At 68.8% G+C, this 23,208-nt stretch carries 19 protein-coding genes; 8 read left to right on the forward strand and 11 right to left on the reverse strand.

What is annotated here, in order from left to right; all coding sequences use genetic code 11:
• Positions 1-16 precede the first annotated feature (16 nt).
• Positions 17-1,564, reverse strand: coding sequence for an SPFH domain-containing protein (locus tag N1027_RS18475; protein WP_259509970.1), 1,548 nt, complete (start codon positions 1,562-1,564; stop codon positions 17-19).
• Positions 1,565-1,715: 151 nt separating this feature from the next.
• Here N1027_RS18475 and N1027_RS18480 point away from each other — a divergent pair, with 151 nt between their 5' ends.
• On the forward strand, positions 1,716-2,675 hold the full coding sequence (locus N1027_RS18480; RefSeq protein ID WP_259509971.1) for a class I SAM-dependent methyltransferase: 960 nt from the start codon (positions 1,716-1,718) through the stop codon (positions 2,673-2,675).
• Positions 2,676-2,772: 97 nt separating this feature from the next.
• Here N1027_RS18480 and N1027_RS18485 read toward each other — a convergent pair whose 3' ends face one another.
• Genes N1027_RS18485 through N1027_RS18495 form a run of 3 tightly spaced genes read right to left on the reverse strand, consistent with a single transcriptional unit; the run spans position 2,773 to position 6,132 of the window.
• Complete coding sequence (locus N1027_RS18485; RefSeq protein ID WP_259509973.1) at positions 2,773-3,561, reverse strand: SDR family NAD(P)-dependent oxidoreductase; 789 nt, start codon at positions 3,559-3,561, stop codon at positions 2,773-2,775.
• Complete coding sequence (locus tag N1027_RS18490; RefSeq protein WP_259509974.1) at positions 3,558-5,216, reverse strand: flavin-containing monooxygenase; 1,659 nt, start codon at positions 5,214-5,216, stop codon at positions 3,558-3,560. The genes N1027_RS18485 and N1027_RS18490 overlap by 4 nt, the downstream gene beginning before the upstream one ends.
• A gap of 1 nt (position 5,217) precedes the next feature.
• Entirely contained in the window at positions 5,218-6,132 is a 915-nt protein-coding gene (locus N1027_RS18495) for an alpha/beta hydrolase (protein ID WP_259509976.1), read from the reverse strand.
• Between the two features lie 218 nt (positions 6,133-6,350).
• On the opposite strand from N1027_RS18495, the gene N1027_RS18500 reads away from it, so the two are divergent.
• The 4 genes from N1027_RS18500 to N1027_RS18515 are packed head-to-tail and all read left to right on the forward strand — an operon-like array spanning position 6,351 to position 11,881.
• Positions 6,351-7,505, forward strand: coding sequence for a substrate-binding domain-containing protein (locus N1027_RS18500; protein WP_259509978.1), 1,155 nt, complete (start codon positions 6,351-6,353; stop codon positions 7,503-7,505).
• Complete coding sequence (locus N1027_RS18505) at positions 7,502-8,224, forward strand: SDR family NAD(P)-dependent oxidoreductase (protein WP_259509980.1); 723 nt, start codon at positions 7,502-7,504, stop codon at positions 8,222-8,224. The genes N1027_RS18500 and N1027_RS18505 overlap by 4 nt, the downstream gene beginning before the upstream one ends.
• Before the next feature lie 40 nt (positions 8,225-8,264).
• Entirely contained in the window at positions 8,265-10,859 is a 2,595-nt protein-coding gene (locus N1027_RS18510) for an ATP-binding cassette domain-containing protein (protein ID WP_259509982.1), read from the forward strand.
• On the forward strand, positions 10,856-11,881 hold the full coding sequence (locus N1027_RS18515) for an ABC transporter permease (protein ID WP_259509984.1): 1,026 nt from the start codon (positions 10,856-10,858) through the stop codon (positions 11,879-11,881). Before N1027_RS18510 ends, N1027_RS18515 begins: the two co-directional genes overlap by 4 nt.
• Positions 11,882-11,904: 23 nt before the next feature.
• On the opposite strand, the gene N1027_RS18520 is transcribed toward N1027_RS18515, so the two are convergent.
• The 3 genes from N1027_RS18520 to N1027_RS18530 all read right to left on the reverse strand — a co-directional run bounded on the left by N1027_RS18520 (position 11,905) and on the right by N1027_RS18530 (position 15,660).
• Positions 11,905-12,933, reverse strand: coding sequence for a Gfo/Idh/MocA family protein (locus N1027_RS18520; protein ID WP_259509985.1), 1,029 nt, complete (start codon positions 12,931-12,933; stop codon positions 11,905-11,907).
• A gap of 143 nt (positions 12,934-13,076) precedes the next feature.
• On the reverse strand, positions 13,077-14,801 hold the full coding sequence (locus N1027_RS20195; RefSeq protein ID WP_259509986.1) for a sigma-54-dependent Fis family transcriptional regulator: 1,725 nt from the start codon (positions 14,799-14,801) through the stop codon (positions 13,077-13,079).
• Between the two features lie 145 nt (positions 14,802-14,946).
• A complete protein-coding gene (locus N1027_RS18530) occupies positions 14,947-15,660 on the reverse strand; it encodes a GntR family transcriptional regulator (protein ID WP_259509988.1) in 714 nt (237 codons plus the stop codon).
• 149 nt (positions 15,661-15,809) lie between these two features.
• Between N1027_RS18530 and N1027_RS18535 the strand changes: the two genes are divergently transcribed.
• The 3 genes from N1027_RS18535 to N1027_RS18545 are packed head-to-tail and all read left to right on the forward strand — an operon-like array spanning position 15,810 to position 19,590.
• On the forward strand, positions 15,810-17,303 hold the full coding sequence (locus N1027_RS18535) for an NAD-dependent succinate-semialdehyde dehydrogenase (RefSeq protein ID WP_259509990.1): 1,494 nt from the start codon (positions 15,810-15,812) through the stop codon (positions 17,301-17,303).
• Between the two features lie 2 nt (positions 17,304-17,305).
• Positions 17,306-18,544 (forward strand): iron-containing alcohol dehydrogenase, encoded by a 1,239-nt coding sequence (locus tag N1027_RS18540; RefSeq protein WP_259509992.1) that lies wholly within the window; start codon positions 17,306-17,308, stop codon positions 18,542-18,544.
• Positions 18,541-19,590 carry a 3-hydroxyacyl-CoA dehydrogenase gene (locus tag N1027_RS18545; RefSeq protein WP_259509993.1) on the forward strand — a complete coding sequence of 350 codons (1,050 nt, stop codon included), beginning with the start codon at positions 18,541-18,543 and terminating at the stop codon, positions 19,588-19,590. Before N1027_RS18540 ends, N1027_RS18545 begins: the two co-directional genes overlap by 4 nt.
• 76 nt (positions 19,591-19,666) lie before the next feature.
• On the opposite strand, the gene N1027_RS18550 is transcribed toward N1027_RS18545, so the two are convergent.
• The 4 genes from N1027_RS18550 to N1027_RS18565 all read right to left on the reverse strand — a co-directional run bounded on the left by N1027_RS18550 (position 19,667) and on the right by N1027_RS18565 (position 23,174).
• Positions 19,667-20,455: an IclR family transcriptional regulator domain-containing protein gene (locus N1027_RS18550; protein WP_259509995.1), complete on the reverse strand. Its 789-nt coding sequence runs from the start codon at positions 20,453-20,455 to the stop codon at positions 19,667-19,669.
• Positions 20,456-20,545: 90 nt separating this feature from the next.
• Complete coding sequence (locus N1027_RS18555; RefSeq protein ID WP_259509997.1) at positions 20,546-21,718, reverse strand: thiolase family protein; 1,173 nt, start codon at positions 21,716-21,718, stop codon at positions 20,546-20,548.
• Between the two features lie 101 nt (positions 21,719-21,819).
• Positions 21,820-22,464, reverse strand: coding sequence for a 3-oxoacid CoA-transferase subunit B (locus tag N1027_RS18560; RefSeq protein WP_259510005.1), 645 nt, complete (start codon positions 22,462-22,464; stop codon positions 21,820-21,822).
• On the reverse strand, positions 22,461-23,174 hold the full coding sequence (locus N1027_RS18565) for a 3-oxoacid CoA-transferase subunit A (protein ID WP_259510007.1): 714 nt from the start codon (positions 23,172-23,174) through the stop codon (positions 22,461-22,463). The genes N1027_RS18560 and N1027_RS18565 overlap by 4 nt, the downstream gene beginning before the upstream one ends.
• Positions 23,175-23,208: the final 34 nt, after the last annotated feature.

Here is a 23,208-nt window from a genome sequence, read left to right on the forward strand (position 1 = left end):
TTAGGGACGAGTGGGTCTACTCGGCGGGAGTTGCGGGCGCGGGAAGGGTGGAGCGGGACGGGGTGGCGGGGGCGGGAGCGGGGGTGGCCTGCGCGAACGCGGCGCCGGCCGCGGCACCCGTGACGCGGCCCGTCACGATCTCGGCGATGTCGATGCCCACGAGGTCTTTCACGAGCTGCATCGACGTGGCGAGCTGACTCGCCACGTTGTCGCCGACCTGGCCCGCGCCGTCGCTGGAAATCACGGTCATGTTCGAGATCGCCGCGAGCGGCTCGGATGCGGCACGCACGATGGCGGGCAGCTGCCCGATCACCTGCTGCCGCAGCAGGTCGTCGGCACGCTCCTCGAGTGCATCCGCCTGCGCTCGGGTGGCCTCCGCCTCGGCGGCACCCTTCACGCGGATCGAGTTCGCCTCGGCCTCACCTTCGGCCCGCAGCGCCTCCGCGGCGGCGATGCGCCGGTTCTTCTCGGCGATACCTTCGGCCTCGGTCGCCTCCGCCGCCGAGCGACGGCGGTTGCGCTCGGCGATACCCTCGGCCTCCACGGCCTCGGCCTGCGCTTTACGACGGTCGCGCTCGGCGTTCGCGGCGGCGACGGCGGCCGCGGCATCCGCCTGCGCCTTCTTCTCGAGGGAGTAGGCCTCGGCGTCGGCGACCGCGCGGATCTCGGCGTCGAGCTCCTGCTTGCGAAGGCCGACGCGCTTGCCGGCGGTGATCTCCTGCTGGGCGATGACCTCCTGCTGCGAGATCGCCTCGGCCAACGGACGTGACGCGGATGCCTCGGCGCGGGCCTTATCGGTCTCCTTCTGGATCTCGGCGTTCCGCAGGTCGAGCTTGCGCTGCTGCTCGGCCACGGCCTGATCGGCCTCGATGCGGGCCTCCTCCGAGGTGCGGCGGGCCACCGACTCGGCCACCTCGGCGACCTGCTTCACACGGGCGGCCTCCGCACGACCGAGGTCGCGGATGTACCCGTTGTCGTCGTCGATCTCCTTGATCTGCAGCGTGTCGATCTGCAACCCCTGCACGTCAAGCGACTCCCGCACCGCGTCGAGCACCTGACCCTGCAGCGCCTGCCGGTTCGTGATGATCTCGGTCACCGTCAGCTGGCCGACGATGGACCGCACCGAGCCGCTGAGCACCTCTTCGGTGGAGGTCTCGATCTGGTCCTGCTGGTTGAGGAACCGCTGGGCGGCGGCACGCACCATCGACTCCGAACCACCCACCTTCACCACGGCGACGGCGTTGACCTTGATGGTGATGGCATCCTTCGTCTGCGCCGTGGCCTGCACGTTCAGCTGACGACTGCGGAGCGACAGCTTGAAGTGTGCTTCGACGATCGGCTTCACGAACACGCGCGATCCGAACACCACGCGCTGCCCCGCGTTCTCGGTCTCCTCCAGCGCGGTCTGGCCGGCTTTGACCGCCTTCTGGCGGGAGGTGACGATGATCGCCTCGTCGGGCTTGGCCACCTTGATGCCGCGGAGCAACGTGATCAGCACGATCAGCAGGATGATCACCGCCACGGCGACGAGCGCAGCGATGACGAGGGAGTCGAACGAGAACATGGGCGGCCTTCCTGGCGGGAGCGGTCGTGGCGGGGAAATCGTTCGGGGTCGATTCCAGTGCCTCCAGTATGTCGGGTCGTCGCGGCCGCGCGCCCGCCCTGTGCGTCGATGTGTGCCAAGATGGGCGCGCCACCGAACTGTTGGAGGACCGATGCCGAGCGATGAGACCGCCAGTGAATTCGTGCGGAGTCTCTCCGGCGCTCCGACACTCGAGGAGCTTCCCGAGATCGTCGACCCGGTGAGTCGCGCGCCGCAGAACCCACCCCGAGACATCCAAGAGAAGTTCGTCGGCGCCAACTACGAAGCCGCCTACGCCGAGGCCGAGCGCTTCGTCGACCGCGCCTTCGAGCAGTGGCCGGAGGGCGACGTCACCACTCAGGCGGTGCTCGACTTCGGCTCCGGCTGGGGCCGGATCAGCCGGATGCTACTGCGCCGGCTGCGTGCCGACCAGGTCTGGTCGAGCGACGTCGACTCGAGCATGTCGGTGCTGTTGCAGAGCACACTGCCCGGGCTCAATGCGGTCACCAACGCGCCCTGGCCGCCGACGGTGTTCCGTGAGGGCACCTTCGACGCCATCACCGCGTTCAGCGTGTTCTCCCACCTCTCCGAAGAAGCGCATCGGCAGTGGGCCACCGAGTTCGCCCGGCTCACGCATCCGGGTTCGCGCGTCTACATCACCGTGCTCGAAGCCCAGTTCCTCGCCGTCGTCGCCGGCGCGCAGGCCGCCGTGGCCGCAGGCGAGGCCGACAAGTTCGCCACCAACCTCGCCAAGGTGGTTCCGGATGCGACGGCCAGCGCCAAGGCCGCAGGGCACGGTCAGTTCGTGTTCGCCGGTGGCGGGGCAGACGACGACGGGCCACGGTCGCGCAGCTTCTACGCTTGGGCCGTCGCTCCGCGCAGCTGGGTGGAACAGGTCTGGGGCGAGGCCGGGTTCTCGCTCGAGTCGTGGGTGCCCACCGGCGAACTCTTCGACCAGGCGATGGCCGTGCTGGTGCGCCAGGACGACACGTGGAACGCCCCACGCGTGCGCCAGTCCGGCGGCCGCAGCGTCGTGCAGCGCGGCGCCCGCAAGGTCGGCCGCGGCATCTCGAAACTCCGCGGCCGCGGCTGACGGACGGCGCCGACCCACCCGGTCAGCCGCCCGCCCGCCAGCCAGCCCACTCCAGCGCCGCTACCGCGCCGTGGCTGTGCCAGTCCTGTCCACGCCGCTACCGCGCCGTGTACCCACCATCCATCGGCAGGTTGACCCCGGTCACCCAACTCGCCTCGTCGGAGGCCAGGTACAGCACCCCGTAGGCGACATCGAGGGGCCGCCCGAGCCTCCGGATCGACTGGTTCGCCGTCATCATCTCCTCATAGGCGAACAGCCCGCCCGGGTACTCGGCGGCGATGCCCTCCACCAGCGGCGTCAGCACCGTCGACGGGTTCACCGAATTCACCCGGATGTTGTAGCGCCCGTACGACGCCGCATCCTGCCGCGTCTGCATCGTCACCGCCCCTTTGGCCACGTGGTAGGGCGTGAACTCGTCGTTGCCGATGAGTCCGTAGATCGACGAGAAGTTCACGATCGACCCGCCGCCCCGCTCGATCAGGTGCGGAACGGCGTGCTTCGTGGCGAAGAACACGCCCTTCACGTCGACCGCGAACAGCGCATCCCATTCCTCCTCCGTCACCTCGTGGGTCGGTTTGTCGACCCCGATGATGCCGGCGCAGTTGATCAGGATGTCGAGGCCTCCGAACTCCGATGCGGCTGCTGCGACGACGGATGCGACACTCGCCTCCCGCGACACGTCCATCTCCCAGAACCGCGCCACTCCCCCGGCCGCCACGATGTCGTCGGCGACCGAGGCCCCGAGGGTGGCGTTGAAGTCGGTGACCGCGACGGCCGCGTCTTCCGACGCGAACAGCTCCGCGGTCGCCCGTCCCATCCCGGAGGCCGCGCCGGTGATCAGCGCGACCTTGCCCTCGAGACGGCCGGCGATGCCGCCGCCCGTCATGCGCGCACCGAGCCGGCCGGCTGCGACGCGGCGAGGAACGACGCGTAGCCCTCCTCGGCCACCCGGCGGCAGTGCTCCTGGTAGACCTGCCCGCCTCCCATGTACACCTGGAACGCTTCGGGCTTCCCGGGAACGTTGTCACCGAGGAACCAGGCCTTGGCCTTCTTGCCCTCGCTGTACATCACGGTGGCCTTTCCGGTGCGCTCGGTCTCGAGCGCCCACCACTCCTCCGACTCAGGGGTCGCCTCGAACGCGTCGACGCCGTTCTCCTCGGCCCACACCAGCGCCCGCTGCAGCCACTGCGCGCCGAGCTGGATCGGCACCACGAGGTTCGAGTAGGGCGTCTGCGGCCCGAGCGACATGAAGAAGTTCGGGAAGCCGTTGGCGTTGATGCCGAGGTTCGAACGGAGGCCCTCGGTGGCCCACTTCTCGCGCAGGGTGCGGCCGCCGCGGCCCACGATATCGATGTTGGTGAGGGTGCCGGTCATCGCGTCGAATCCGGTGGCGAAGATGATGACGTCGAGTTCATATTCGGTGTCGCCCACCTTCACTCCGCGCGGGGTGATCTCGGTGATCGGGTCGGTCGCCGTGTCGACGAGGTGCACGTGCGGCAGGTTGAAGGTGTTGTAGTACCCGTGCCCGGTCGGCACGCGCTTGCCGTTGAAGGAGTACGTCTTCGGCGAGAGCAGGTCGGCGACTTCCGGGTCTTTCACGATCTCGCGGATCTTCGACCGGATGAACTCCGACGCCAGCTCCGAAGCCTCGTGGTTGGTGGCGAGGTCGTTGAAGCACTCGTTCGCGAAATGGAATCCGCCCTCGTTCCACTTGGCCTCGAAGATCTCGCGACGCTGCTCGGGCGAGACCTCGAGCGCGCTGTACTGCGCCGGCTCCATGGCGACGCCGAAGGGATGGTTCGCCGCCTTCTCGAAGATGGCGTCGTAGTTCTCGCGGGTGTGCAGCATCTCCTCGGTGGAGACCGCGTCGTTGTTGGTCTCCACGATGAAGTTCGGCGTGCGCTGGAACACGTAGAACTCGTCGACCTCGGGCGCGATGACCGGAACGATCTGGATGCCGGACGCCCCCAGCCCGATCAGCCCCACCTTCTTGCCGGCCAGGTCGACACCCGACCGCGGCCAGTGCGCCGTGTGGTACTTCTCACCCTGGAAGCTGTCGATCCCCGGGATGTCGGGATAGATCGCCTGCGAGAGCGCCCCCATGCCGCTGACCAGGTATTTCGTGGTGAGCGACGAGCCGTCGGCGAGGTGCACGGTCCACAGGTTCGCGCCTTCGTCGTACACGGCGGAGTCGACGCGGGTGTTCAGCCGGATGTCTTTGCGCAGGTCGAGGCGGTCGGCCACGAAGTTGAGGTAATCGAGCACTTCGGGGCCCGAGGGGTAGCGCTGCGTCCAGGTCCACTCGTCGCGGACCTCTTTCGAGAACGAGAAGGAGTAGTAGCTGTACTCGCTGTCGGTGCGAACCCCCGGGTACCGGTTCACCCACCAGGTGCCGCCGATGCCGTCTTCGCCGTCGACCACGAGCGTCGTCAGGCCGATCTCCCGCAGGTGATGCAGCAGCGCGAGGCCGGAGAAGCCCGCGCCGATGACCACGGCGTCGAACTCAGGGGCGGCGGTGTCGCGGGTGGCTGTCTCGGTCATGTCAGTTGTCCTTTCGATTGTTCTTGTACCAGGCGGCGAGGTCGGCGATGGCCTGATCGGCCTCGTACAGGTTTCCCGCCTGCAACGGGTAGACGTGCTGCATGCCCGTGCCGACGTCGAAGGTGACGTCGACTCCGACGGCCCGGGCGAGCGCATCCAGTCGCTGGGCGTCGTGGAACAGCGATTCCGCGTCGCTGGCCACGATGTAGAGCGGCGGGAAGCCGGTGAAGTCGGCGTAGAGCGGGTTGACCAGCGGATGCGTCGGTGAGGCGCCGCCGGAGAGATAGCGATCGATGTTCCCCTGCAGGCCCTCCCGGGCGATCAGGAAGTCGGTGTCGTCGTTCGTCTCGATCGTGGTGCCGGAGTTCTCCATGTCGAGCCAGGGCGACATGGTGGCAACCTGCGCCGGAGTCGGCTCGCCCGCATCCCGGAGCCGGAGCACGGTCGCGATGGCGATGCTCGCACCTGCGCTGTCGCCCACGAGGGTGATGTCGGCGGGCGAGAAGCCGTCGTCGATCAGCTGGTGGTAGACCGCGACGGTGTCCTCGATCTGCGCCGGAAAGGGATGTTCGGGCGCGAGCCGGAAGTCGAGCACGAACGCGGTGGCGCCACAGGCCTTGGCGAGGTGGCCGGCCAGCTTGCGATGGCTCGAGGAGGAACCGAGCGCGAATCCCCCGCCGTGGAGCACCAGCAGGATCTGCGCCGGATCGGCGTCGAGCGGTGTCACGCGGATGCCGGGCACGCCGCCGATCGAGGTGGTCTGGTAGGTCACACCCTCGGGCTCCGTCGTGGCGCGCTGCCAGTCCTCGAAGACCCAGCGCAGCAGTTGCAGCGACATCTCCGGGTTGGCCTCGAACTCCACGGTCCACTCGGCGTAGATCTGGCCGAGCAGGTCGGTCGGCTGGTTCGCGGACATGCAGTCTCTCCTCATCGTCGGGGATGAGACCAGGATGACCGGGCGAATCCGCTCCCGAGCCGCTTGTCGCAAAATGACGCACCACTGTCTCAGGGTGATGCGAAACACCGGCCGCAAAACTTTGAGACTTCTAGAAACGCCCGGCGTCCGCCCGGCGTGCGTGTGCACGAGAACAGCAGCAGCGGTCCACTCAACGAAGAGAAAGCGGGACGATTCCCATGTTCACCAAGAAAGCGTCACTCGCCGCGATCGGCACGGTGGCGATCCTCGCCCTTGCCGGTTGTTCCACCGGCTCCCTCTCGTCATCCGAAGACGATGTCGGCTCCAGCGACTCGGCCGGCACCGAGTCGGAAGTCACCGTCGGCACCGTCGGCGTGCAGGGCGACATCCAGGACATCAGCAACTTCTGCGGCGACGGAGATCTCACCGTCGCTCTCGCCGACGGTTTCGGCGGCAACTCCTGGCGCAAGATCACCCGGGCCATCTTCGAAGAAGAAGCGGCCAAGTGCCCCAACATCACCAAGGTCATCTACACGGATGCGCAGGGCGACACCCAGAAGGCCATCTCCGACATCAACTCGCTGGTCGCCCAGGGCGTCGACGTGATCGTGACCTTCGTCGACGGCGGCGAGGCGCTGCTGCCGACGATCAAGAAGGCCACCGACGCCGGTGTCAAGGTCGTTCCCTACGTCGGTTCCCCCGGCGGCGAACCCGGCACCGACTACGTCGACTTCGTCTCCGAAGACATCAACACCTACGGCAAGAACCTCGCCGAGTGGACCATCGAAACGATGGGCGGCTCGGGCAACCTGGTCATGCTGGGCGGCATCGCCGGCAACTCCTACTCGCAGGCCGTGTTCGACGGAGTGATGGAAGCCGTCGAGGCCAACCCCGGCGTCACGCTCCTCAACGAAGACGGACCGGTCGCCACCGACTGGGAGCCGGGCAAGACCCAGCAGGTCGTCGCAGGCCTCATCACGAAGTACGGCGACATCAACGGCATCGTGGCCGACTACGGCGGAGGTTCGGTCGGTGGCATCCGTGCCTTCGAAGCGGCCGGCAAGCCGCTGCCGGTCTGGTCGGCGAACGACTCGAACGAGTTCGCGTGCCTCTGGTACCAGTACAAGGATGCGCAGCCGAGCTACCAGATCGCCACCGAGTCCTCCCGTAACTGGGTCGTCGCGGCCGCTCTGCACAAGGGCCTCGCCGCAGCCAATGGACTGCCGAACGACGAGCCGTCGACCTACAACCTCGAGATCATCGAGGACTCGACCAACCCCGACCTGCAGCCGAAGTGCGAGCCCGACCTGCCGCCCGACGCGATCCTCTCGTCCGGCCTGAGTGTCGAGTCGCTGCAGAAGCTGTTCCAATGAACCGCCTCGACGGCAAGGTCGCCATCGTGACCGGTGCCGGTCGCGGGATCGGCCGCTCGATCGCGGAGGCGTTCGCGGAGGAAGGCGCGACGGTCATTGCGACCGGGCGCGCCGCCTCCGCCAACTCCTTCCCCGACGGGGTGCACTACCTGCAGCTCGACGTGGCGAAGGAGGAGGACTGGGAGCGTGTCGTCGCCGACACGATCGGCACCCACGGCCACATCGACGTGCTGGCCAACAACGCCGGCATCATCGCCTACGAGACGCTGCACGACCTCACCCTCGACGACTGGAACACCGTGATCGCGGTGAACCAGACCGGCACCTGGCTCGGCATGCGCGAGGTCATCCCGCACATGATCGCGCAGGGTGGAGGCTCCATCATCAACATCTCGTCGATCTGGGGCTCGGTCGCCGTCTCGGGCGCCCACGCCTACCACGCCACCAAAGGCGCGGTGCGCAACATGTCCAAGAGCGCGGCCATCACCTACGCCAAGGAGAACGTGCGGGTGAACTCGGTGCATCCCGGGTTCATCGAGACGCCGCTCACCGACGCGCAGGCACCGGAGATCAACGATTACGTGGTGTCGATGACTCCGATGGGCCGAGCCGGCACGCCGAGGGAGATCGCCAACGGGCTCGTGTTCCTCGCCTCCGACGAGGCGAGCTTCGTCACCGGGTCGGAGCTCGTGATCGACGGAGGTTACCTAGCCCAATGAATCTGACCGCCCACCCTGAGACCCGATAGGAGATGCCGAGATGACGAACTCCGACCTCTACGACGTCGCCACCGATCCCGCCGACGCCGCCGCCCTCGAGCGGCGCAGTTTCGGTCCCACCGTGCTGAAACTCGACGGGATCGTGAAGACCTTCCCCGGGGTGCGTGCCCTCACCGACGTCACCCTCGACGTGCTGGCGGGCGAGGTGCACGCCCTGGTGGGCGAGAACGGCGCGGGCAAGTCGACACTGATGGCCGTGGCATCCGGAGCCCTCGCCCCCGACGAGGGAAGCGTGCAGATCGGCGGCGCACCGCTCACCAGTGCATCGCCGGATGCCGCGCGAGAGCTCGGACTCGGCATCGTGCGTCAGGATCCGGCTCTGCTGCCCGACCTGACCGTGGCCGAGAACATGGCCGTGGGCGTGGGGTACAAGCGGGTGGGCGGTCTCGGCCGCGCGGTGAAATGGTCGCAGGGTCAACTCGACGCCTGGGAGATGGGGATCGACGCGAAGACGCGGGTGGCCGATCTGTCGGTCGAGCAGCGTTTCATCGTGGAGATCGCGAAGGCACTCGCGCTCGACCCGAAGGTTCTCATCCTCGACGAGCCCACCGAGCACCTCTCGCTCGAGGAGGTGCAGAAGCTGTTCCGCAAGGTGCGCGAACTCGTGGCCGGCGGCACCGCCGTGGTCTACATCTCGCACCGCATCCCCGAGGTCAAGCAGATCTCCGACCGCATCACGGTGCTGCGCGACGGGCAGGTGCGCGGCACCTTCGATGCCGACGAGGTCGACGAGTCGCAGATCGTCGAACGCGTGATCGGGCGCAAGCTCGAGACCGTGTTCCCCGAGAAGGGCAGTCTGACCGGATCGGTGGGCACGGAAGACAGGCTCGCCGTCGCGGAATTGCACAGCGACGAGTTCCACGACATCACGTTCACGGTGAAGGCCGGCGAGATCGTGGGGCTCGCCGGTGTGCAGGGCAACGGACAGACGCAGCTGATCCGGGCGCTCGCGGGCCTCGAGCCCACCACCGGCAGCATCGAGGTCGCCGGAAAGGCGCTGTCGAACGGGTCGAACGCCTCCGCGTCGGCCGCCGGGGTCGTGTACGTGCCGGCCGACCGGCACGGCGAGGGCGTGTTCCTCCCGCTGTCGGTGGGCGACAACATCGCCGCCAAGACGCTGCCACAGGTGTCGCGCGCCGGGATGGTGAGCGAACGCCGCATCTTCCAGACGGCGGTGGAGCAGATCAAGCGGCTCGCCATCAAGACGCCGTCACCACGCACCCCGATCTCCTCGCTCTCGGGCGGCAACCAGCAGAAGGTGGTGCTCGCACGAACCCTGCTGTCGAAGCCGACGGTGCTGCTGGCCGAGGAGCCGACCCAGGGCGTCGACGCCGGCGCCCGCGTCGACATCTACCGCATCCTCCGCGACGCGGCCGATGCGGGCGCGGCCGTCGTCATCCTCTCGTCCGACGGCGTCGAACTCGAGGGTCTCTGCGACCGCGTGCTCATCATGTCGCGCGGCGCCGTGGTGCAGGAGCTGGTGGGCGAGGAGGTCTCCGAGGCTGCCATCGCGCGGGCGGCGCTCACCTCCACGACGGTGCGCGAACGAACGGATGCCGACAAGTCGGCCCGAGGTGTGAAGCTGCGTCGGTGGATGCGCGGCGACCAGTCGCCCGCCGCCGTGCTGGGCGCGATCTTCCTCGTGCTCGGTGTGGTGGTCGCGGCCACGAACCCCTCCTATCTCGGGGCCTTCAACATCAACAATCTGCTGTTCATGGCCGCTCCCCTGCTCTTCGTGGGCGCCGCGCAACAGGTGGTGGTGCTCGGCTCCGGGTTCGACCTGTCAGTGGGCCCATTGATGGGGTTCCTCGTGGTTCTCGCCTCGTATTGGATCGTCGACGGCGGCAATCTCTACATCGGCATCGGGCTGATGGTGGCGGGGGCGATCGCCACCGGCGTGGTCAACGGATTCCTCGTGACGAGATTCAACATCAATCCGGTGGTGGTGACCCTGGCGACCTTCATGGCCCTGCAGGGCATCTACCTCGCCCTCCGCTCCACACCGGGTGGAATCATCTTCGGGCCGATCGCCGACCAGATCCAGGCCCGCGTCGGCATCGTGCCGGTGGTCACCATCGTGGCCGTCGTGGTGCTGCTCCTCCTCGAGTTCGCGCTGCGGCGCACCCGCTGGGGCGTGGAGCTCCGCGGCGTCGGCTCGCGCATCGACGCGGCCGGCCGTCTCGGCATCAAGGTCAAGCGCACCCAGTTCTTCTCCTACGTGCTCTGCTCCTTTCTGGTGCTGCCCGCGGCGGTCGTCATGATGGCGCAGATCGGCATCGGCGACGGGCGACCCTCGCTGTCGTACACGCTGGCCTCGGTCACGGTCGTGGTGCTCGCAGGCGCCTCGATCTTCGGCGGGCGCGGGTCGTTCATCGGCATCCTCGCCGCCGCCTTCCTGGTGCAGCAGGTGCTGAACGTCTCGCCGTTCCTCGGCCTCTCGCAGGCCTGGTCGTACTGGCTGCCCGGCCTCATCACCCTGGCCGCGGCCGTGCTCTACGCCCAGCTGCGCCGCACCCGCCGCCGCAAGCGCGCGGCCGCTGTTCCGATCGCCTCACCCGAAGGGAGCGCAGCATGAGCTCGCCCGCCACCACCCCGAGCCCCGCCGAGTCGACCTGGCGCCGGATGCTCTCCGGCAGCTGGGTGGGCATCGTCGTGGCCACCGCCCTGCTCTTCGCGCTGTCGCCCGTCATCGCACCCGGCAGTCTCGGAGCGGCGCCACTGCTCAGCATGCTGCCCTTCGCATCCGTTCTGGCCATCGTGGCCGCCGGGCAGACCCTGGTGGTGCAGCAGCGCGGCCTCGATCTCTCGGTGCCCGGGATGATCGCGCTCGCCGCGGTGCTGTCGACCGGCCTCCCGCAGAACTACGGCTGGCCGCTCTGGGCCGCGGTGATCGCGGGCATCGTGGGCCCCGGCATCGTGGGGCTCGTGAACGGCATCCTGGTGACCTACTTCCGGGTGATGCCGCTGGTCGTCACCCTCGGTATGAACGCGGTGCTGCTCGGCACCGTGTTCTTCATCGCCGACGGCACCCCCTCCGGGGCCCCCGCGGCTCTGAACGGTTTCGCGCTCGACCGCACCCTGGGCATCCCGAACACGGTGCTCATCGCGGTGGTGATCGTGGTGATCGCGGGGCTCGTGACGCAGCGTTCGATCATCGGCAAACGACTCACCGCGGTCGGCGTGAGCGAACGCGCGGCGGCGGCGCTCGGCATCCGGGTGAACGCCTACCAGATGTTCGCCTACGCGTTCGCGGGTCTCTGCTACGGCGCCGGTGGGGTGCTGCTCGCGGGCTACACGAAGACCCCGCCGCTGTTCCTCGGCGACTCCTACCTGCTGCCCTCGGTGGCCGCCGTGGTGCTCGGCGGCACGGCGCTCACCGGCGGGCTCGCCAGTGTGGTCTCGACCGGCATCGCGGCGCTCTTCCTCACCCAGCTGGGTCAGTTGCTGCGTTCGCTCGGCTGGCAGGATGCGTTGCAGCTGATCGCGCAGGCGGTGGTGCTGATCGCGGTGGTGCTCCTTCGCGAGCTGGTGCCCGTCGTGCTCCGCCGCCGAGCGAGTCGCCGGGTAGCGCGAAGTGGTGTCCCCGCGCCCAAGTAGGGCGACTTCGCGCGACCTCGTGATCAGGAGGCGTGGGCGCGCTCGATGATGTCGAGCACGGTCAGGGAGTCGCGGGGGTCGACGGGGAGCGGGGCTCCCGTCGTAAGTGCCTGGGCGAGGAGGCGGTAGAACTCGGGGTAGGCGCCAGGGGCCACGGTGACCGCACTGGTCGACTCGGGTGAGCGCAGCAGGCCATCCGGATGCCCGTGCCCGAACGCCGGGTCGTTCACCGGCACGCCCGCCTTCAGCTGCGACTCCTGCGGGTCGAGACCCTCGGTCTCGAACACGGCGTGGGAGCCCACCACGCGGAAGCGCGGCCGGTTCCACGGCGACACGGCGCTGAACCAGAGCCGGCTGCGCACGCCGTTCGCGTGGCGCAGGCTGAGGAAGCTGTCGTCGTCGGTGACCGCCCCGGGCCTCCGGCGATCGAGTTCGGCGTGCACCTCGTCGACCGGCCCGAACAGCCGGATCGCCTGGTCGATGAGGTGCGGCCCCAGGTCGAACAGGATGCCGCCGCCCCGCTCGGCCGCCGCCGTCTCCTTCCATTTGGTGCTGAGCTCCGGCTTCCACCACTCGAAGGCCGACTCGAACTGTCGCACCTCCCCGAGCGGCCCGTCGTCACCCTGCCTGATCAGTCGCTCGACGGTCAGGAAGTCCCCGTCCCACCGCCGATTCTGAAACACGGTGACCCGCCGCCCCACCGCTTCGGCGTGCTCGATCACCGCGCGCCCTTCCGCCGACGACAACGCGAACGGCTTATCCACAACCACGTCGAGCCCCGCCTCGAGCGCCCGATGGGCGAGCGGCGCATGCGTCTCGTTCGGACTGGTCACCACCACGAGATCGAGCTCAGATGCCCGCACTAACACCGCATCAGCCCCCGCGACCACCACCCCTCCCCCATACCGAGCGGCCGCGTCAGCGGCTCGCTCACGGTCCCCAGTAGCAATCATCCGCAACTCGTAGGCGGAATCCGCCGCGATCAGCGGCGCATGAAACACGCGCCCCCCAGTCCCATACCCCACAACAGCAGCACGCAAAGACCTACTCATTCCACCGACGTTACGCGCACCCTCTCCCCCGATCGCGAAGCGGAGGGCGGCGGGTTTCGTGCTCCCGCCGCCTTTGAGCTCCGCTCAACCCTTAGGCGGGAGTGCGAAACCCGCCGCCCTCCGCGTCCACCCCCGCCCCACCGTCAGGCAGTCAACCGGTAGGCCTTCATCTTCCGATAGACAGTAGCCCGAGACAGACCAAGAATCTCCGCCGCTTTTGACCGATTCCCATCAGCCTCCTGCAACGCCTTGCGGATCGCTTCCAACTCCACGCGCTCGATCATCGAGAGCACCCTGGTGCCTTGCATGGCCTGCGGCAGATCGCCCGGCAGCACGGCGCCGCGTTTACCGGTGATGGAGAGCTGTTCGAGCACGCTGCGCAGCTCTTTGAGGTTGCCGGGCCAACGGTAGGTGCGCAGCAGTTCGAGCGCGTCGGCGCGCAGTTCGAGTCCGGCGCCAGGAGCGATCTGCTCGGCGAAGACGTGCCAGAGCGCCGGAACATCGGCGATGCGGTCGCGGAGCGCCGGCACCCAGATCACCGACATGCCGAGCCGGCTGCCCTGCACCTCGGCCTCTTCGCGCGATTGCGCCGAGAGGGTGAAGAGCACGGGGCCCCGACCGGTGGTGGTCTCGACCAAGGATTTCACGCCGTCGACCGTGTGCGCGTCGAGCGTCTCGACGCCCCGCACGATCACGGGCGCGGAGGCGTTCAGTCGCTCCGAGAGCTTCTGCAGCCATTTGCGACTTCCGGTCACGTGGCGTTCCGCGGCATCCGTCACGAGGCCCTGCGTCACCGGCGAGCCGGGCCGGAAGGGCAGCCCGAGTGCGAGCGACGCCTTGCCGGTGCCGGGTTCACCGGCGATGATCAGCGGCCGCCGCGTTTCGCGGTGCCGCGCCACCTGGTGCACCACCGTGAGCCACTCGGGCGACCGCCCCACGAGTTGCGGGCGGGCCGGGCCGATGCTCATCGTGGTGTTGCGGCGTTCCCGGTCGAGCACCACGATCACGCCGGCGCCGTCGTCGAGGGCGGTGACCTTCAGTTCGGCCGTGCCGGTGGAGAGCTCCAGCGAGAAGCGGCCCGAGCGCGGCTGCTCCGAGGTGAGCTGTTGCAGGAGGTTGAGGTCGGACACCGTGAGCCGCCCGGCTTTCTGGCTCTGCATCACGAGCCCCTGCGGCCCGAAGGCCACCACCGGGCCCGACTGGGCGCGCGCGGTGTCGAGGAAGGCGCTGAACATCATCCGGGCGGCCGGCTGCTCCACGTCGAGAACCTGCTGCTCCAGCTGCATGGTGACCGAGTTGATGAGGGGCCGCAGCAGGCCACTGCGCTCGGAGATGTCGCTCGAGATGGTGACCACGGCGAGCAGTTTGCCGGTCATCGGATGCCGCACCGGCGATCCGGTGCACACGGCGCCGCTGTAGAAGTCGGCGAAGTGCTCGACGCCCGAGATCTGCACGCTCTTGCCGGTGGCCGCGACCGTGCCCACCCCGTTGGTGCCCACCACGTCTTCGGCGAGCACCGCGCCCCGCACGGTGCCGAGCCGGTCGAGGTGGTGCAGGGCGTTGGGGTCGTGCGACCAGCGCTGCAGGATGCGCCCCTGCGAGTCGGCGAGGAGGAGACCGAGCCCCGTGCCGTCGAGGTCGTCGGAGACCCGGGTGAGCGGTGCCTGGAACATGTCGAGAAGGTGCGCGTCGAGCAGGTCGTCGGCGACCAAGGGCACGTCGCGGATGTTGCTCGGCACGCCGAGGGCGGCTTTGGAACGCTGCCAGGAGCTGAGCAGTTCGGGATTGACGGTGTGGGTGGGTGCCTCCGCGGCCAGGAAGTCGTCTTTGACCTCCTGAACGCGGTCGGCGTCGAAGTGGAGAGGCACGGTGAACTCCTAGGGTCTGTCCGCGGGTTCGGACGACGCCGCTTGTCTCGTCGTCGAGAACATCGGACCGGTCGGGTGCGTGCACACCGGGTGGGTGGGTCGTATCGTCATCTTCATGGCTCCTCGATCAGAGGTCAAGTCACAGCTAGATTGCGATTTTGGCGGGGTCGGATTGAGCGTCGGAGTGGTGCAGGCGCTTGGTGTATTCGAGGATGGCCAGCTCACCGGCGAGCTGGATGTGGTGCTCGCAGGCCTGTCGCGCGGCAACCGGATCGCGGTTCTCCGCCATCTCGCGCACGATGAGCCGCAGCTCCTCCATCGACAGCGCCACGCGGTGTTCGTCGACGAAGGCGTAGCGGCGGAAGAGGCCGATGCGGGTGTGCACTCCACGCAGGTCGTTCTCGAGCACCGGGTTGGCGGCGCCCTCCAGCAGCAGGTCGTAGAACTGCTCCTTGCTCTCCTCGCGCGACTGCACCGTGCCGCGGAGGTAGCTGTCTTCCATCGCGACGATCAGTTCGCGCATCGCGGCAGCCTGTTCGGGGCGTGCGCGCCGGGCGAAGAGTTCGCCGGCGAGTCCCTCGAGTGCACGCCGCACCTCGTAGAGCGACTCGATGTCGCGCTTCGTGAGCACGGTCACGATGGGCCCCCGGTTCGGCAGCATCGTGATGAGGCTCTCGGTCTCGAGCTGCCGGAGCGCTTCGCGGATGACGGTGCGCGAGACACCGTAGCTGTCGCACAAGGCACTTTCGAGCAGACGCTCCCCCGGGGCGAGCACACCCTCCAGGATGTCTTCGCGGAGCAGGCGCACGACTTGCTGGCGCAAAGGAGCGGCGTGACGTTCGATCTTCGTTGATTGCATCCGTGGTTCCTTGACCGACTCCCGAGGGAGCCTCGTGTCTCGACTGTCTCAATTCGACGCACCGGCGCATCCGGACAGTCATTGCATCGTACCGTAATACCAGATGATGGTGAGACGCTCACGAGGGCGTGAGTGAAAGGGACAGATCAATGACGACTCTGACGACAACGAGCGGAACGGTCACGCTCCGCGACCACACCGTGCCGATCGGCCTCTACATCGACGGCGGGTGGTTGCCTGTCGAATCGACCTTCGACGTGGTGAACCCTGCCACAGGCGACGTGATCGCCCAGGTCGCCGACGGCGGGGCGACGGATGCGCTGGCCGCCCTCGATGCCGCTGCGGCCGCGCAGGATTCCTGGCGCGCCGTGCCGCCCCGCGAGCGGGCGAACCTCTTCCACCGGGCGCACGCCCTTTTGCTCGAGCGCGCCGACGCGATCGCCGAGGTGATGACGCTGGAGAGTGGCAAGCCGCTCGCCGAGGCGCGGGGCGAGTTCCAGCTCTCGGCCGACTTCTTCCTCTGGTACGCCGAGCAGGTGGCGCACATCCACGGCACCTACGCCGAAGGCTCCCGCGGCGGCTACCGCGTGATCACGACCCACCAGCCGGTCGGGCCGTCGCTGCTCATCACGCCGTGGAACTTCCCGCTGCTGATGATCGCCCGCAAGGCCGGAGCCGCGCTCGGCGCCGGCTGCACGGTGGTGGTCAAATCGGCCAAGGAGACCCCGCTCACCGGCGCCCAGTTCGTGAAGGTGCTGCACGATGCGGGCTTCCCGCCGGGCGTCGTGAACCTCATCCACACCACGCACTCGGCCGACGTCTCGTCGACCGTGATGGCCGACCCGCGCCTCCGCAAGGTCAGCTTCACCGGGTCGACCGGGGTCGGCAGCACGCTCTTGAAGCAGGCGGCTCCCGGCATCGTGAACGCCTCGATGGAGCTCGGCGGCGACGGACCCTTCGTGGTGCTCGACGACGCCGATGTCGAACTCGCCGCCCAGCAGGCCATCCTGAACAAGTTCCGTAACGCCGGACAGGCCTGCGTGGCCGCGAACCGCATCATCGTGCACAGCGCGGTGGCGGAGGAGTTCACCCGCCGCTTCGTCGAACTCACCCGGCAGCTGCGGGTCGGCGACGGCTTCGACGACGCCGTCGACGTGGGGCCGATCATCTCGGCGAAGCAGCGCGACGGAGTGGCGTCGCTGGTCGCCGAGCTCTCGGCGATCGACTCCGAGCTGCTCACCGGCGGCTCCCCCATCGACCGCGACGGCTACTTCTTCGAGCCCACCGTGTTCACGGTGAACGATCGCGACAACGCGGTGTGCAACAAGGAGCTGTTCGCGCCGATCGCCACCATCTACACCGTCGACTCCACCGCCGAGGCGATCCGCGTGGCCAACGACACGAGCTACGGGCTCGCCGCCTACGTGTTCACCCGCGACCTCTCCCGCGCCATCGCGGTCAGCGAGCGGCTCGATTCGGGCATGGTGGGCATCAACCGCGGGATCATGGCCGATCCCGCCGCCTCGTTCGGCGGCGTCAAGTCCTCCGGCCTCGGCCGCGAGGGCGGGCACCACGCGATCGACGAATTCCTCGAGCCGAAATACCTCGCCATCACCGTCGATGAGACTGCAGGACTGGAGTAGACATGAGCACCACGACCCCCGACATGGGCATCCTGCGACAACCGAAGACGGTGCTCTTCGGGCCGGGCAAGCGGCATCAGATCCCCCGCATCGTGCGCCCGCTGGCCGAGCACCTGCTCGTCACGACCGACGCCCGGATGGCGACGACCCCCGAGTTCATCGAGATCATCGACGCCATCAAGGCCACCGGCGTCGACGTCTCGATCTACGCCGAAGCGGAGCCCGATCTGCCGCGTGAAGACATCGTGCAGGTGATCGAGCGCTTCGGACACACCCAGGTCGACGCCATCCTCGGCATCGGCGGCGGCTCCTGCATGGACCTCGCGAAAGTGGTCTCGATCGTGCTCGCCAACGGCGGCGACGTGCGCGACTACTACGGCGAGTTCCTGGTGCCGGGGCCCGGCGTGCCGGTCATCACCGTGCCGACGACCGGCGGTACCGGCGCCGAAGTCACCTGCATCTCGGTCGTCTTCGACACCGAGAAGGGCATGAAAGTCGGCGTGGCGAGCCCGTTCCTCGAGGCGCACACCGCCGTGATCGACCCCGAACTCACCCTCACCTGCCCGCCCGGACTCACCGCGGCGACAGGGGCGGATGCGCTCTCGCACCTCGTGGAGGCCTTCACCGGCCGGGTGAAGAATCCCTCGGTCGACGACCTCGACACGAAGCTCTACGCCGGCAAGAACCGGCTCACCGACGTGTTCTCCCGCAACGGGCTGACGCTGCTGAACACCTCGCTCGAGGCGGTGGCGGCGAACCCGTCCGATCTCGAGGCCCGAGCCGACACCATGTTCGCCGCCTACAGCGCGGGTATGTCGATCAATACGGCCGGCACGGCGGGCGCGCACGCGATCCAGGGCTCGGTGGGCAACCTCACGCACACGCCGCACGGCTTCGGCATCAGCGCGCTGCTGCCCTACGTCATGCGCTTCAACCTGCCCGAGCGGGTGGCTGAGTTCGCCGAGATCGGGCGGCTGCTGGGGGTGGCGGATGCCTCGGCTCCCCTGCTCGACCAGGCGCATGCGGGCATCCAGCGCATCGAAGCTCTGCTCGCCGCGATCGGCGCCCCGCTCGACGTGAAGTCGCTCGGCCTGTCGCCCGACGACTTCGATTTCGTCGCCGACCAGGCGATGCTCGCCACCCGGCTCATCGCGAACAACCCGCGCGCCCTCACCAAGGAGGCCGTCGTGGCGATCCTCGAGCGCAGCTACGCGGGCGACCGGAGCTGGTGGGAGGTGTGAGCGAGGCTGAGGCACCGCGGGCCAGCGCGGGCTTGGCAGCCCGAGCGGGCGCAGCAGCCTCGAGCGCGGGAGCGGACGCGGCGCGGTCGGGGGCCGACGCCACGCGCTCGGTGGTCGCCATCGCCGGCGCCGGGTCGATCGGGGTGGCGTTCGCGGTGCTCTTCGCGTCGGCCGGGCATCCGGTGCGGGTGTGGGATGCCTTTCCCGAGGCGTTCGAGCGGGCGCGAGCCGATCTCCGCTCGCGCCTCGGGTTGCTCAGCGAGTTCGGATTGCTGGCCGAGTCGCCTGATGAGGTGGCGGCGCGGGTCTCGTTCGACGCCGAGCTCGCCGATGCCGTCGCCGGCGCCGGCCTGGTGCAGGAGTGCGCCCCGGAACGCGTGGAGCTGAAGCGCGACCTGTTCGCGGCGATCGCTGCCGTCACGCCCGCAGACGCGATCCTCGCCTCCTCCAGCTCGGCCATCACGCCGAGCACGATCCTGGCAGGGATGGATGTCGCAGGCTTGGCCGCCCGACTCATCGTGGCGCATCCGGGCAACCCGCCCTATCTCCTTTCGGTGATCGAGCTGGTGCCCTCGCCGGCGACGGATGCGGCGGTGCTCGAACGCGCATCCGCTCTGTATCGGGGCGCCGGGCTCCGCCCGGTGCTCGTGCGCAAGGAGGTGGAGGGCTTCATCTTCAACCGCCTGCAGGGCGCAGTGCTACGCGAGGCCTACGCCCTCGTGCGCGACGGCGTGGCCACGGTCGACGACATCGACGAGGTGGTGCGCTCGGGCCTCGGGCGGCGCTGGAGCTTCATCGGACCGTTCGAGACCGTCGATCTGAACACCCGCGGCGGCCTCGCGTCTCACGCCGAGAAGATGGGCCCGGCCTACGAGCGGATGGGCGCCGAGCGCGGCCAGCACGACCCCTGGACAGCGGACCTCGTGGCGACCGCGGTCGCGCAGCGCCGCGCACTCCTCCCCCTCGAGGAGTGGGAGGCCCGGGTGCGCTGGCGCGACGAGCAACTCATGCGCCTGAAGCCCCTCTGGGACGAGATGCGACGCTGAGAGTCGAGTCGCCACAACACGCCGTTACGACCCGCGCCATACCGTCAGATTGTGGCGAATCGATTTCGACGACGCCCTAACGTACGAGGGTCAGATCGCTCGAGATGCGGTCGGCCGCCTGCAGGAGCGCCGGCACGAACTCGTCGGTGAGACGCTCGAGCGACGACGTGCCGGTGGTGGTGGAGACGTTGATGGCCGCCACGACCACGGCCCCGCGCCGCACCGGAGCCGCCACCGAGCGGAGGCCCACCTCGAGCTCCTGGTCGACGATCGTCCAGCCGCGCTCCCGCACCGCGGCGAGCTCCGCCCGGAGTGCGCCGACGTCGGTGAGCGTGCTGGGGGTGAAGCCCGTGGCGCGCAGGGTGGCGAGGTAGGCATCCAGTTCGGCCGCGGGCAGACCGGCGAGCAGCACCCGGCCCATCGAGGTGGCATAGGCCGGAAAGCGGGTGCCGATCGTGATGCCGACGGTCATGATGCGCCGCGTGGGCACCCGCGCGACGTAGACGATGTCGTCGCCGTCGAGAACGGATGCCGAGGTCGACTCGCCGAGCTCGCCGGAGAGCCGCTCGAGGTGCGGCTGGGCGACCTCCGGCAGACTGAGGCCCGAGAGGTAGCTGAACCCCAGTTCGAGCACCCGCGGCGTGAGGGCGAAGAGCTTGCCGTCGCTCCGCACATAGCCGAGCTCGACGAGGGTCAGCAGGAAGCGACGCGCCGTCGCCCGGGTGAGGCCGGTGACCCGTGCGATGTCGCTGAGCGTCATCTCCGGTCGCTCGGCCGAGAACGCCTTCACCACGTCGAGCCCACGCGCGAGCGACTGCACGAACTGGCTGCTCGGGTCGGGGTGCTCACTCATCGGGTCGGCCATCGTCACATGCTATCCGCGGCCAGCGCGGCGCATCCGGACGCGCCGACGCGGCGCACTCGGGCACCGACGCGGCGCATCCGGGCACCGAACTCACCGCTCGAGCACGACGGCGAGGCCCTGGCCCACGCCGATGCAGATGGCCGCCACCCCCACGCCGCCCCCGCGCCGGGCCAGTTCGTGGGCCACGTGTCCGATGATGCGGCCCCCGGATGCGCCGAGCGGGTGCCCCATGGCGATCGCACCCCCGTGGATGTTGACCTTCTCGGGGTCGAGCTCGGTCCACAACCGCAGGCACGCGAGGCTCTGGGCGGCGAAGGCCTCGTTGAGCTCCACGAAGTCGACGTCAGCCCAGGTCTTGCCGGCCCGCGCGAGAGCGCGGTTCGCCGCCTCGACGGGGGCGATGCCGAACACGTCGGGATCGATGCCCGACACCCCACGACCGGCGATGCGGGCGAGCGGCTCCGCTCCGGGCACCGCGTTCTCGCCGCCGACCAGCACCATCGACGAGCCGTCGTTCAGCGGCGACGAGTTGCCGGCCGTCACCGTGCCGTCGGGCCGGAACGCCGGCTTCAGCCCGGAGAGCGAGTCGACCGACGAGCCCGGCCGGATGCCTTCGTCGCGGTCGAGGGCGACACCGGGCACCGGCACGATCTCGTTCGCGTAGACGCCCGCGTCCCACGCCGCGGCGGCGAGGTTGTGCGATCGGGCGGCGAAGGCATCCTGTTCTTCGCGCGTGATGGTGAAGCGGTCGGCGAGGATCTCGGCCGATTCGCCGTTCGAGATCGACCACTCCGAGGGCATCGCCGGGTTCACGAAGCGCCAACCGAGCGTGGTGGAGTACATGGTCTGGTTGCCGGCCGGGAAGGTGCGGTCGGGCTTGGCGATGACCCAGGGCGCGCGACTCATCGACTCGACTCCGCCCGCCACCATCACGTCGGCGTCGCCCACTTCGATCGCGCGACTGGCCTGGATGACCGCCTCCACGCTCGATCCGCAGAGCCGGTTCACGGTGGCGCCGGGAACGGATGTCGGCAGCCCCGCGAGCAGCACGGCCATGCGCGCGACGTCGCGGTTGTCCTCCCCCGCCTGGTTCGCGGCGCCCAGGATGACGTCGTCGATCACCGCGGGGTCGAGCCCCGGGTTGCGATCGAGCAGCGCCCGCAGTGTCGACGCCGCGAGGTCGTCGGGCCGCACTCCCGCGAGCGCCTTGCCGATGCGCCCGAACGGGGTGCGCACGGCGTCATACACGTAACTGCCGGTCATGGAATGTTCCTCTCTTCGCGACCCTCCAGAATCCGCCCACTTCGCGCCGTTTCAGGGCGAATTCTGGCGGGTCGAGAGGAGGGACGCGGTGTCGTGGGGTGCTAGGTGGTGCCCTCGAGGAGGGCGAGGCCCGTGACCTCGCGGAGCTCGTCGAGGGTGGTGTCACCGAACAGGTCGGTCACGACGAGGCCCTCGGGGGTGACGTCGAACACGGCCCGGTCGGTGTAGATGCGGCTGACGCAGCGCCGGCCGGTGAGCGGGTAGGTGCACTCGGCCACCACCTTGGAGATGCCGTCGCGGGTCACGAGGTCGGTCATCACGTAGACGTCTTTGGCGCCGATCGCGAGATCCATCGCCCCACCGACCGCCGGGATCGCATCCGCACCCCCGGTGTGCCAATTGGCCAGATCGCCGGCTTCGGAGACCTGGAAGGCGCCCAGCACGCAGACGTCGAGGTGGCCGCCGCGCATCATGCCGAAGGAGTCGGCGTGATGGAAGTAGGCGGCGCCGGGCAGTTCGGTGACGGGCTGCTTGCCGGCGTTGATCAAGTCGGGATCGATGCGACCGGGTTCGGGTTTCTGGCCCATGCCGAGCATCCCGTTCTCGGTGTGCAGGATGATCTCGAGGTCGTCGGGCAGGTAGTTCGCGATGAGGGTCGGCGCGCCGATGCCGAGGTTGACGTAGGCGCCCTCGGGGATGTCGCGGGCGATTCGTGCGGCGAGCGCATCGCGATCGATGCCGGTCATGCCACCTTCTCCGTTCCGACGAACTCGCCGTCGCGCATCCAGGCCCGCTCCCCCACGGCGACCACGCGGTTCACGAAGATGCCCGGCGTGACGACGGCTTCGGGGTCGAGGGCGCCGAGCTCCACCACCTCGTCGACCTGCACGATCGTGGTGGCCGCGGCAGCCGCCATCAGCGGGCCGAAGTTGCGGGCCGTTTTACGGTAGACGAGGTTGCCCCAGCGGTCGGCCTTGAAGGCGCTGATCAAGGCATAGTCGGCCCGCAACGGGTATTCGAGCAGGTAGTCGCGCCCGTCGATGGTGCGCGTCTCCTTGCCTTCGGCCACGAGCGTGCCGACGCCGGTGGGGGTGTAGAACGCGCCGATGCCGGAGCCGGCGGCACGGATGCGCTCGGCCAGGTTGCCCTGCGGCACCAGTTCGAGCTCGATCTCGCCCGCGCGGTATTTCGCGTCGAACACGTGGGAGTCGACCTGCCGAGGAAAGGAGCAGACCACCTTCCGCACGCGGCCCGCGGCGATCAATGCGGCGATGCCGGTGTCGCCGTTGCCGGCGTTGTTGTTGATGACCGTCAATCCGCTCGCGCCCTGCTCGATCAGCGCGTCGATGAGTTCGACGGGCTGACCCGCGCGGCCGAAGCCGCCGATCATGACGGTCGAGCCGTCTTCGATGCCGGCCGTCGCATCCTGGATGCCCGGAATCACCTTCGAGATCATCTCGCCTCCATGTTCGCAATACGAACTCTTGTAC

Source organism: Herbiconiux aconitum, from assembly GCF_024979235.1.
In the GTDB taxonomy this organism is placed as follows: domain Bacteria; phylum Actinomycetota; class Actinomycetes; order Actinomycetales; family Microbacteriaceae; genus Herbiconiux; species Herbiconiux aconitum.

Excerpts from the sequence above, each read along its gene's own strand:
- N1027_RS18475 (WP_259509970.1), bottom strand. The coding sequence starts at position 1,564 with ATGTTCTCGTTCGACTCCCTCGTCATCGCTGCGCTCGTCGCCGTGGCG.
- N1027_RS18480 (WP_259509971.1), top strand. The coding sequence starts at position 1,716 with ATGCCGAGCGATGAGACCGCCAGTGAATTCGTGCGGAGTCTCTCCGGC.
- N1027_RS18485 (WP_259509973.1), bottom strand. The coding sequence starts at position 3,561 with ATGACGGGCGGCGGCATCGCCGGCCGTCTCGAGGGCAAGGTCGCGCTG.
- N1027_RS18490 (WP_259509974.1), bottom strand. The coding sequence starts at position 5,216 with ATGACCGAGACAGCCACCCGCGACACCGCCGCCCCTGAGTTCGACGCC.
- N1027_RS18495 (WP_259509976.1), bottom strand. The coding sequence starts at position 6,132 with ATGTCCGCGAACCAGCCGACCGACCTGCTCGGCCAGATCTACGCCGAG.
- N1027_RS18500 (WP_259509978.1), top strand. The coding sequence starts at position 6,351 with ATGTTCACCAAGAAAGCGTCACTCGCCGCGATCGGCACGGTGGCGATC.
- N1027_RS18505 (WP_259509980.1), top strand. The coding sequence starts at position 7,502 with ATGAACCGCCTCGACGGCAAGGTCGCCATCGTGACCGGTGCCGGTCGC.
- N1027_RS18510 (WP_259509982.1), top strand. The coding sequence starts at position 8,265 with ATGACGAACTCCGACCTCTACGACGTCGCCACCGATCCCGCCGACGCC.
- N1027_RS18515 (WP_259509984.1), top strand. The coding sequence starts at position 10,856 with ATGAGCTCGCCCGCCACCACCCCGAGCCCCGCCGAGTCGACCTGGCGC.
- N1027_RS18520 (WP_259509985.1), bottom strand. The coding sequence starts at position 12,933 with ATGAGTAGGTCTTTGCGTGCTGCTGTTGTGGGGTATGGGACTGGGGGG.
- N1027_RS18530 (WP_259509988.1), bottom strand. The coding sequence starts at position 15,660 with ATGCAATCAACGAAGATCGAACGTCACGCCGCTCCTTTGCGCCAGCAA.
- N1027_RS18535 (WP_259509990.1), top strand. The coding sequence starts at position 15,810 with ATGACGACTCTGACGACAACGAGCGGAACGGTCACGCTCCGCGACCAC.
- N1027_RS18540 (WP_259509992.1), top strand. The coding sequence starts at position 17,306 with ATGAGCACCACGACCCCCGACATGGGCATCCTGCGACAACCGAAGACG.
- N1027_RS18550 (WP_259509995.1), bottom strand. The coding sequence starts at position 20,455 with ATGGCCGACCCGATGAGTGAGCACCCCGACCCGAGCAGCCAGTTCGTG.
- N1027_RS18555 (WP_259509997.1), bottom strand. The coding sequence starts at position 21,718 with ATGACCGGCAGTTACGTGTATGACGCCGTGCGCACCCCGTTCGGGCGC.
- N1027_RS18560 (WP_259510005.1), bottom strand. The coding sequence starts at position 22,464 with ATGACCGGCATCGATCGCGATGCGCTCGCCGCACGAATCGCCCGCGAC.
- N1027_RS18565 (WP_259510007.1), bottom strand. The coding sequence starts at position 23,174 with ATGATCTCGAAGGTGATTCCGGGCATCCAGGATGCGACGGCCGGCATC.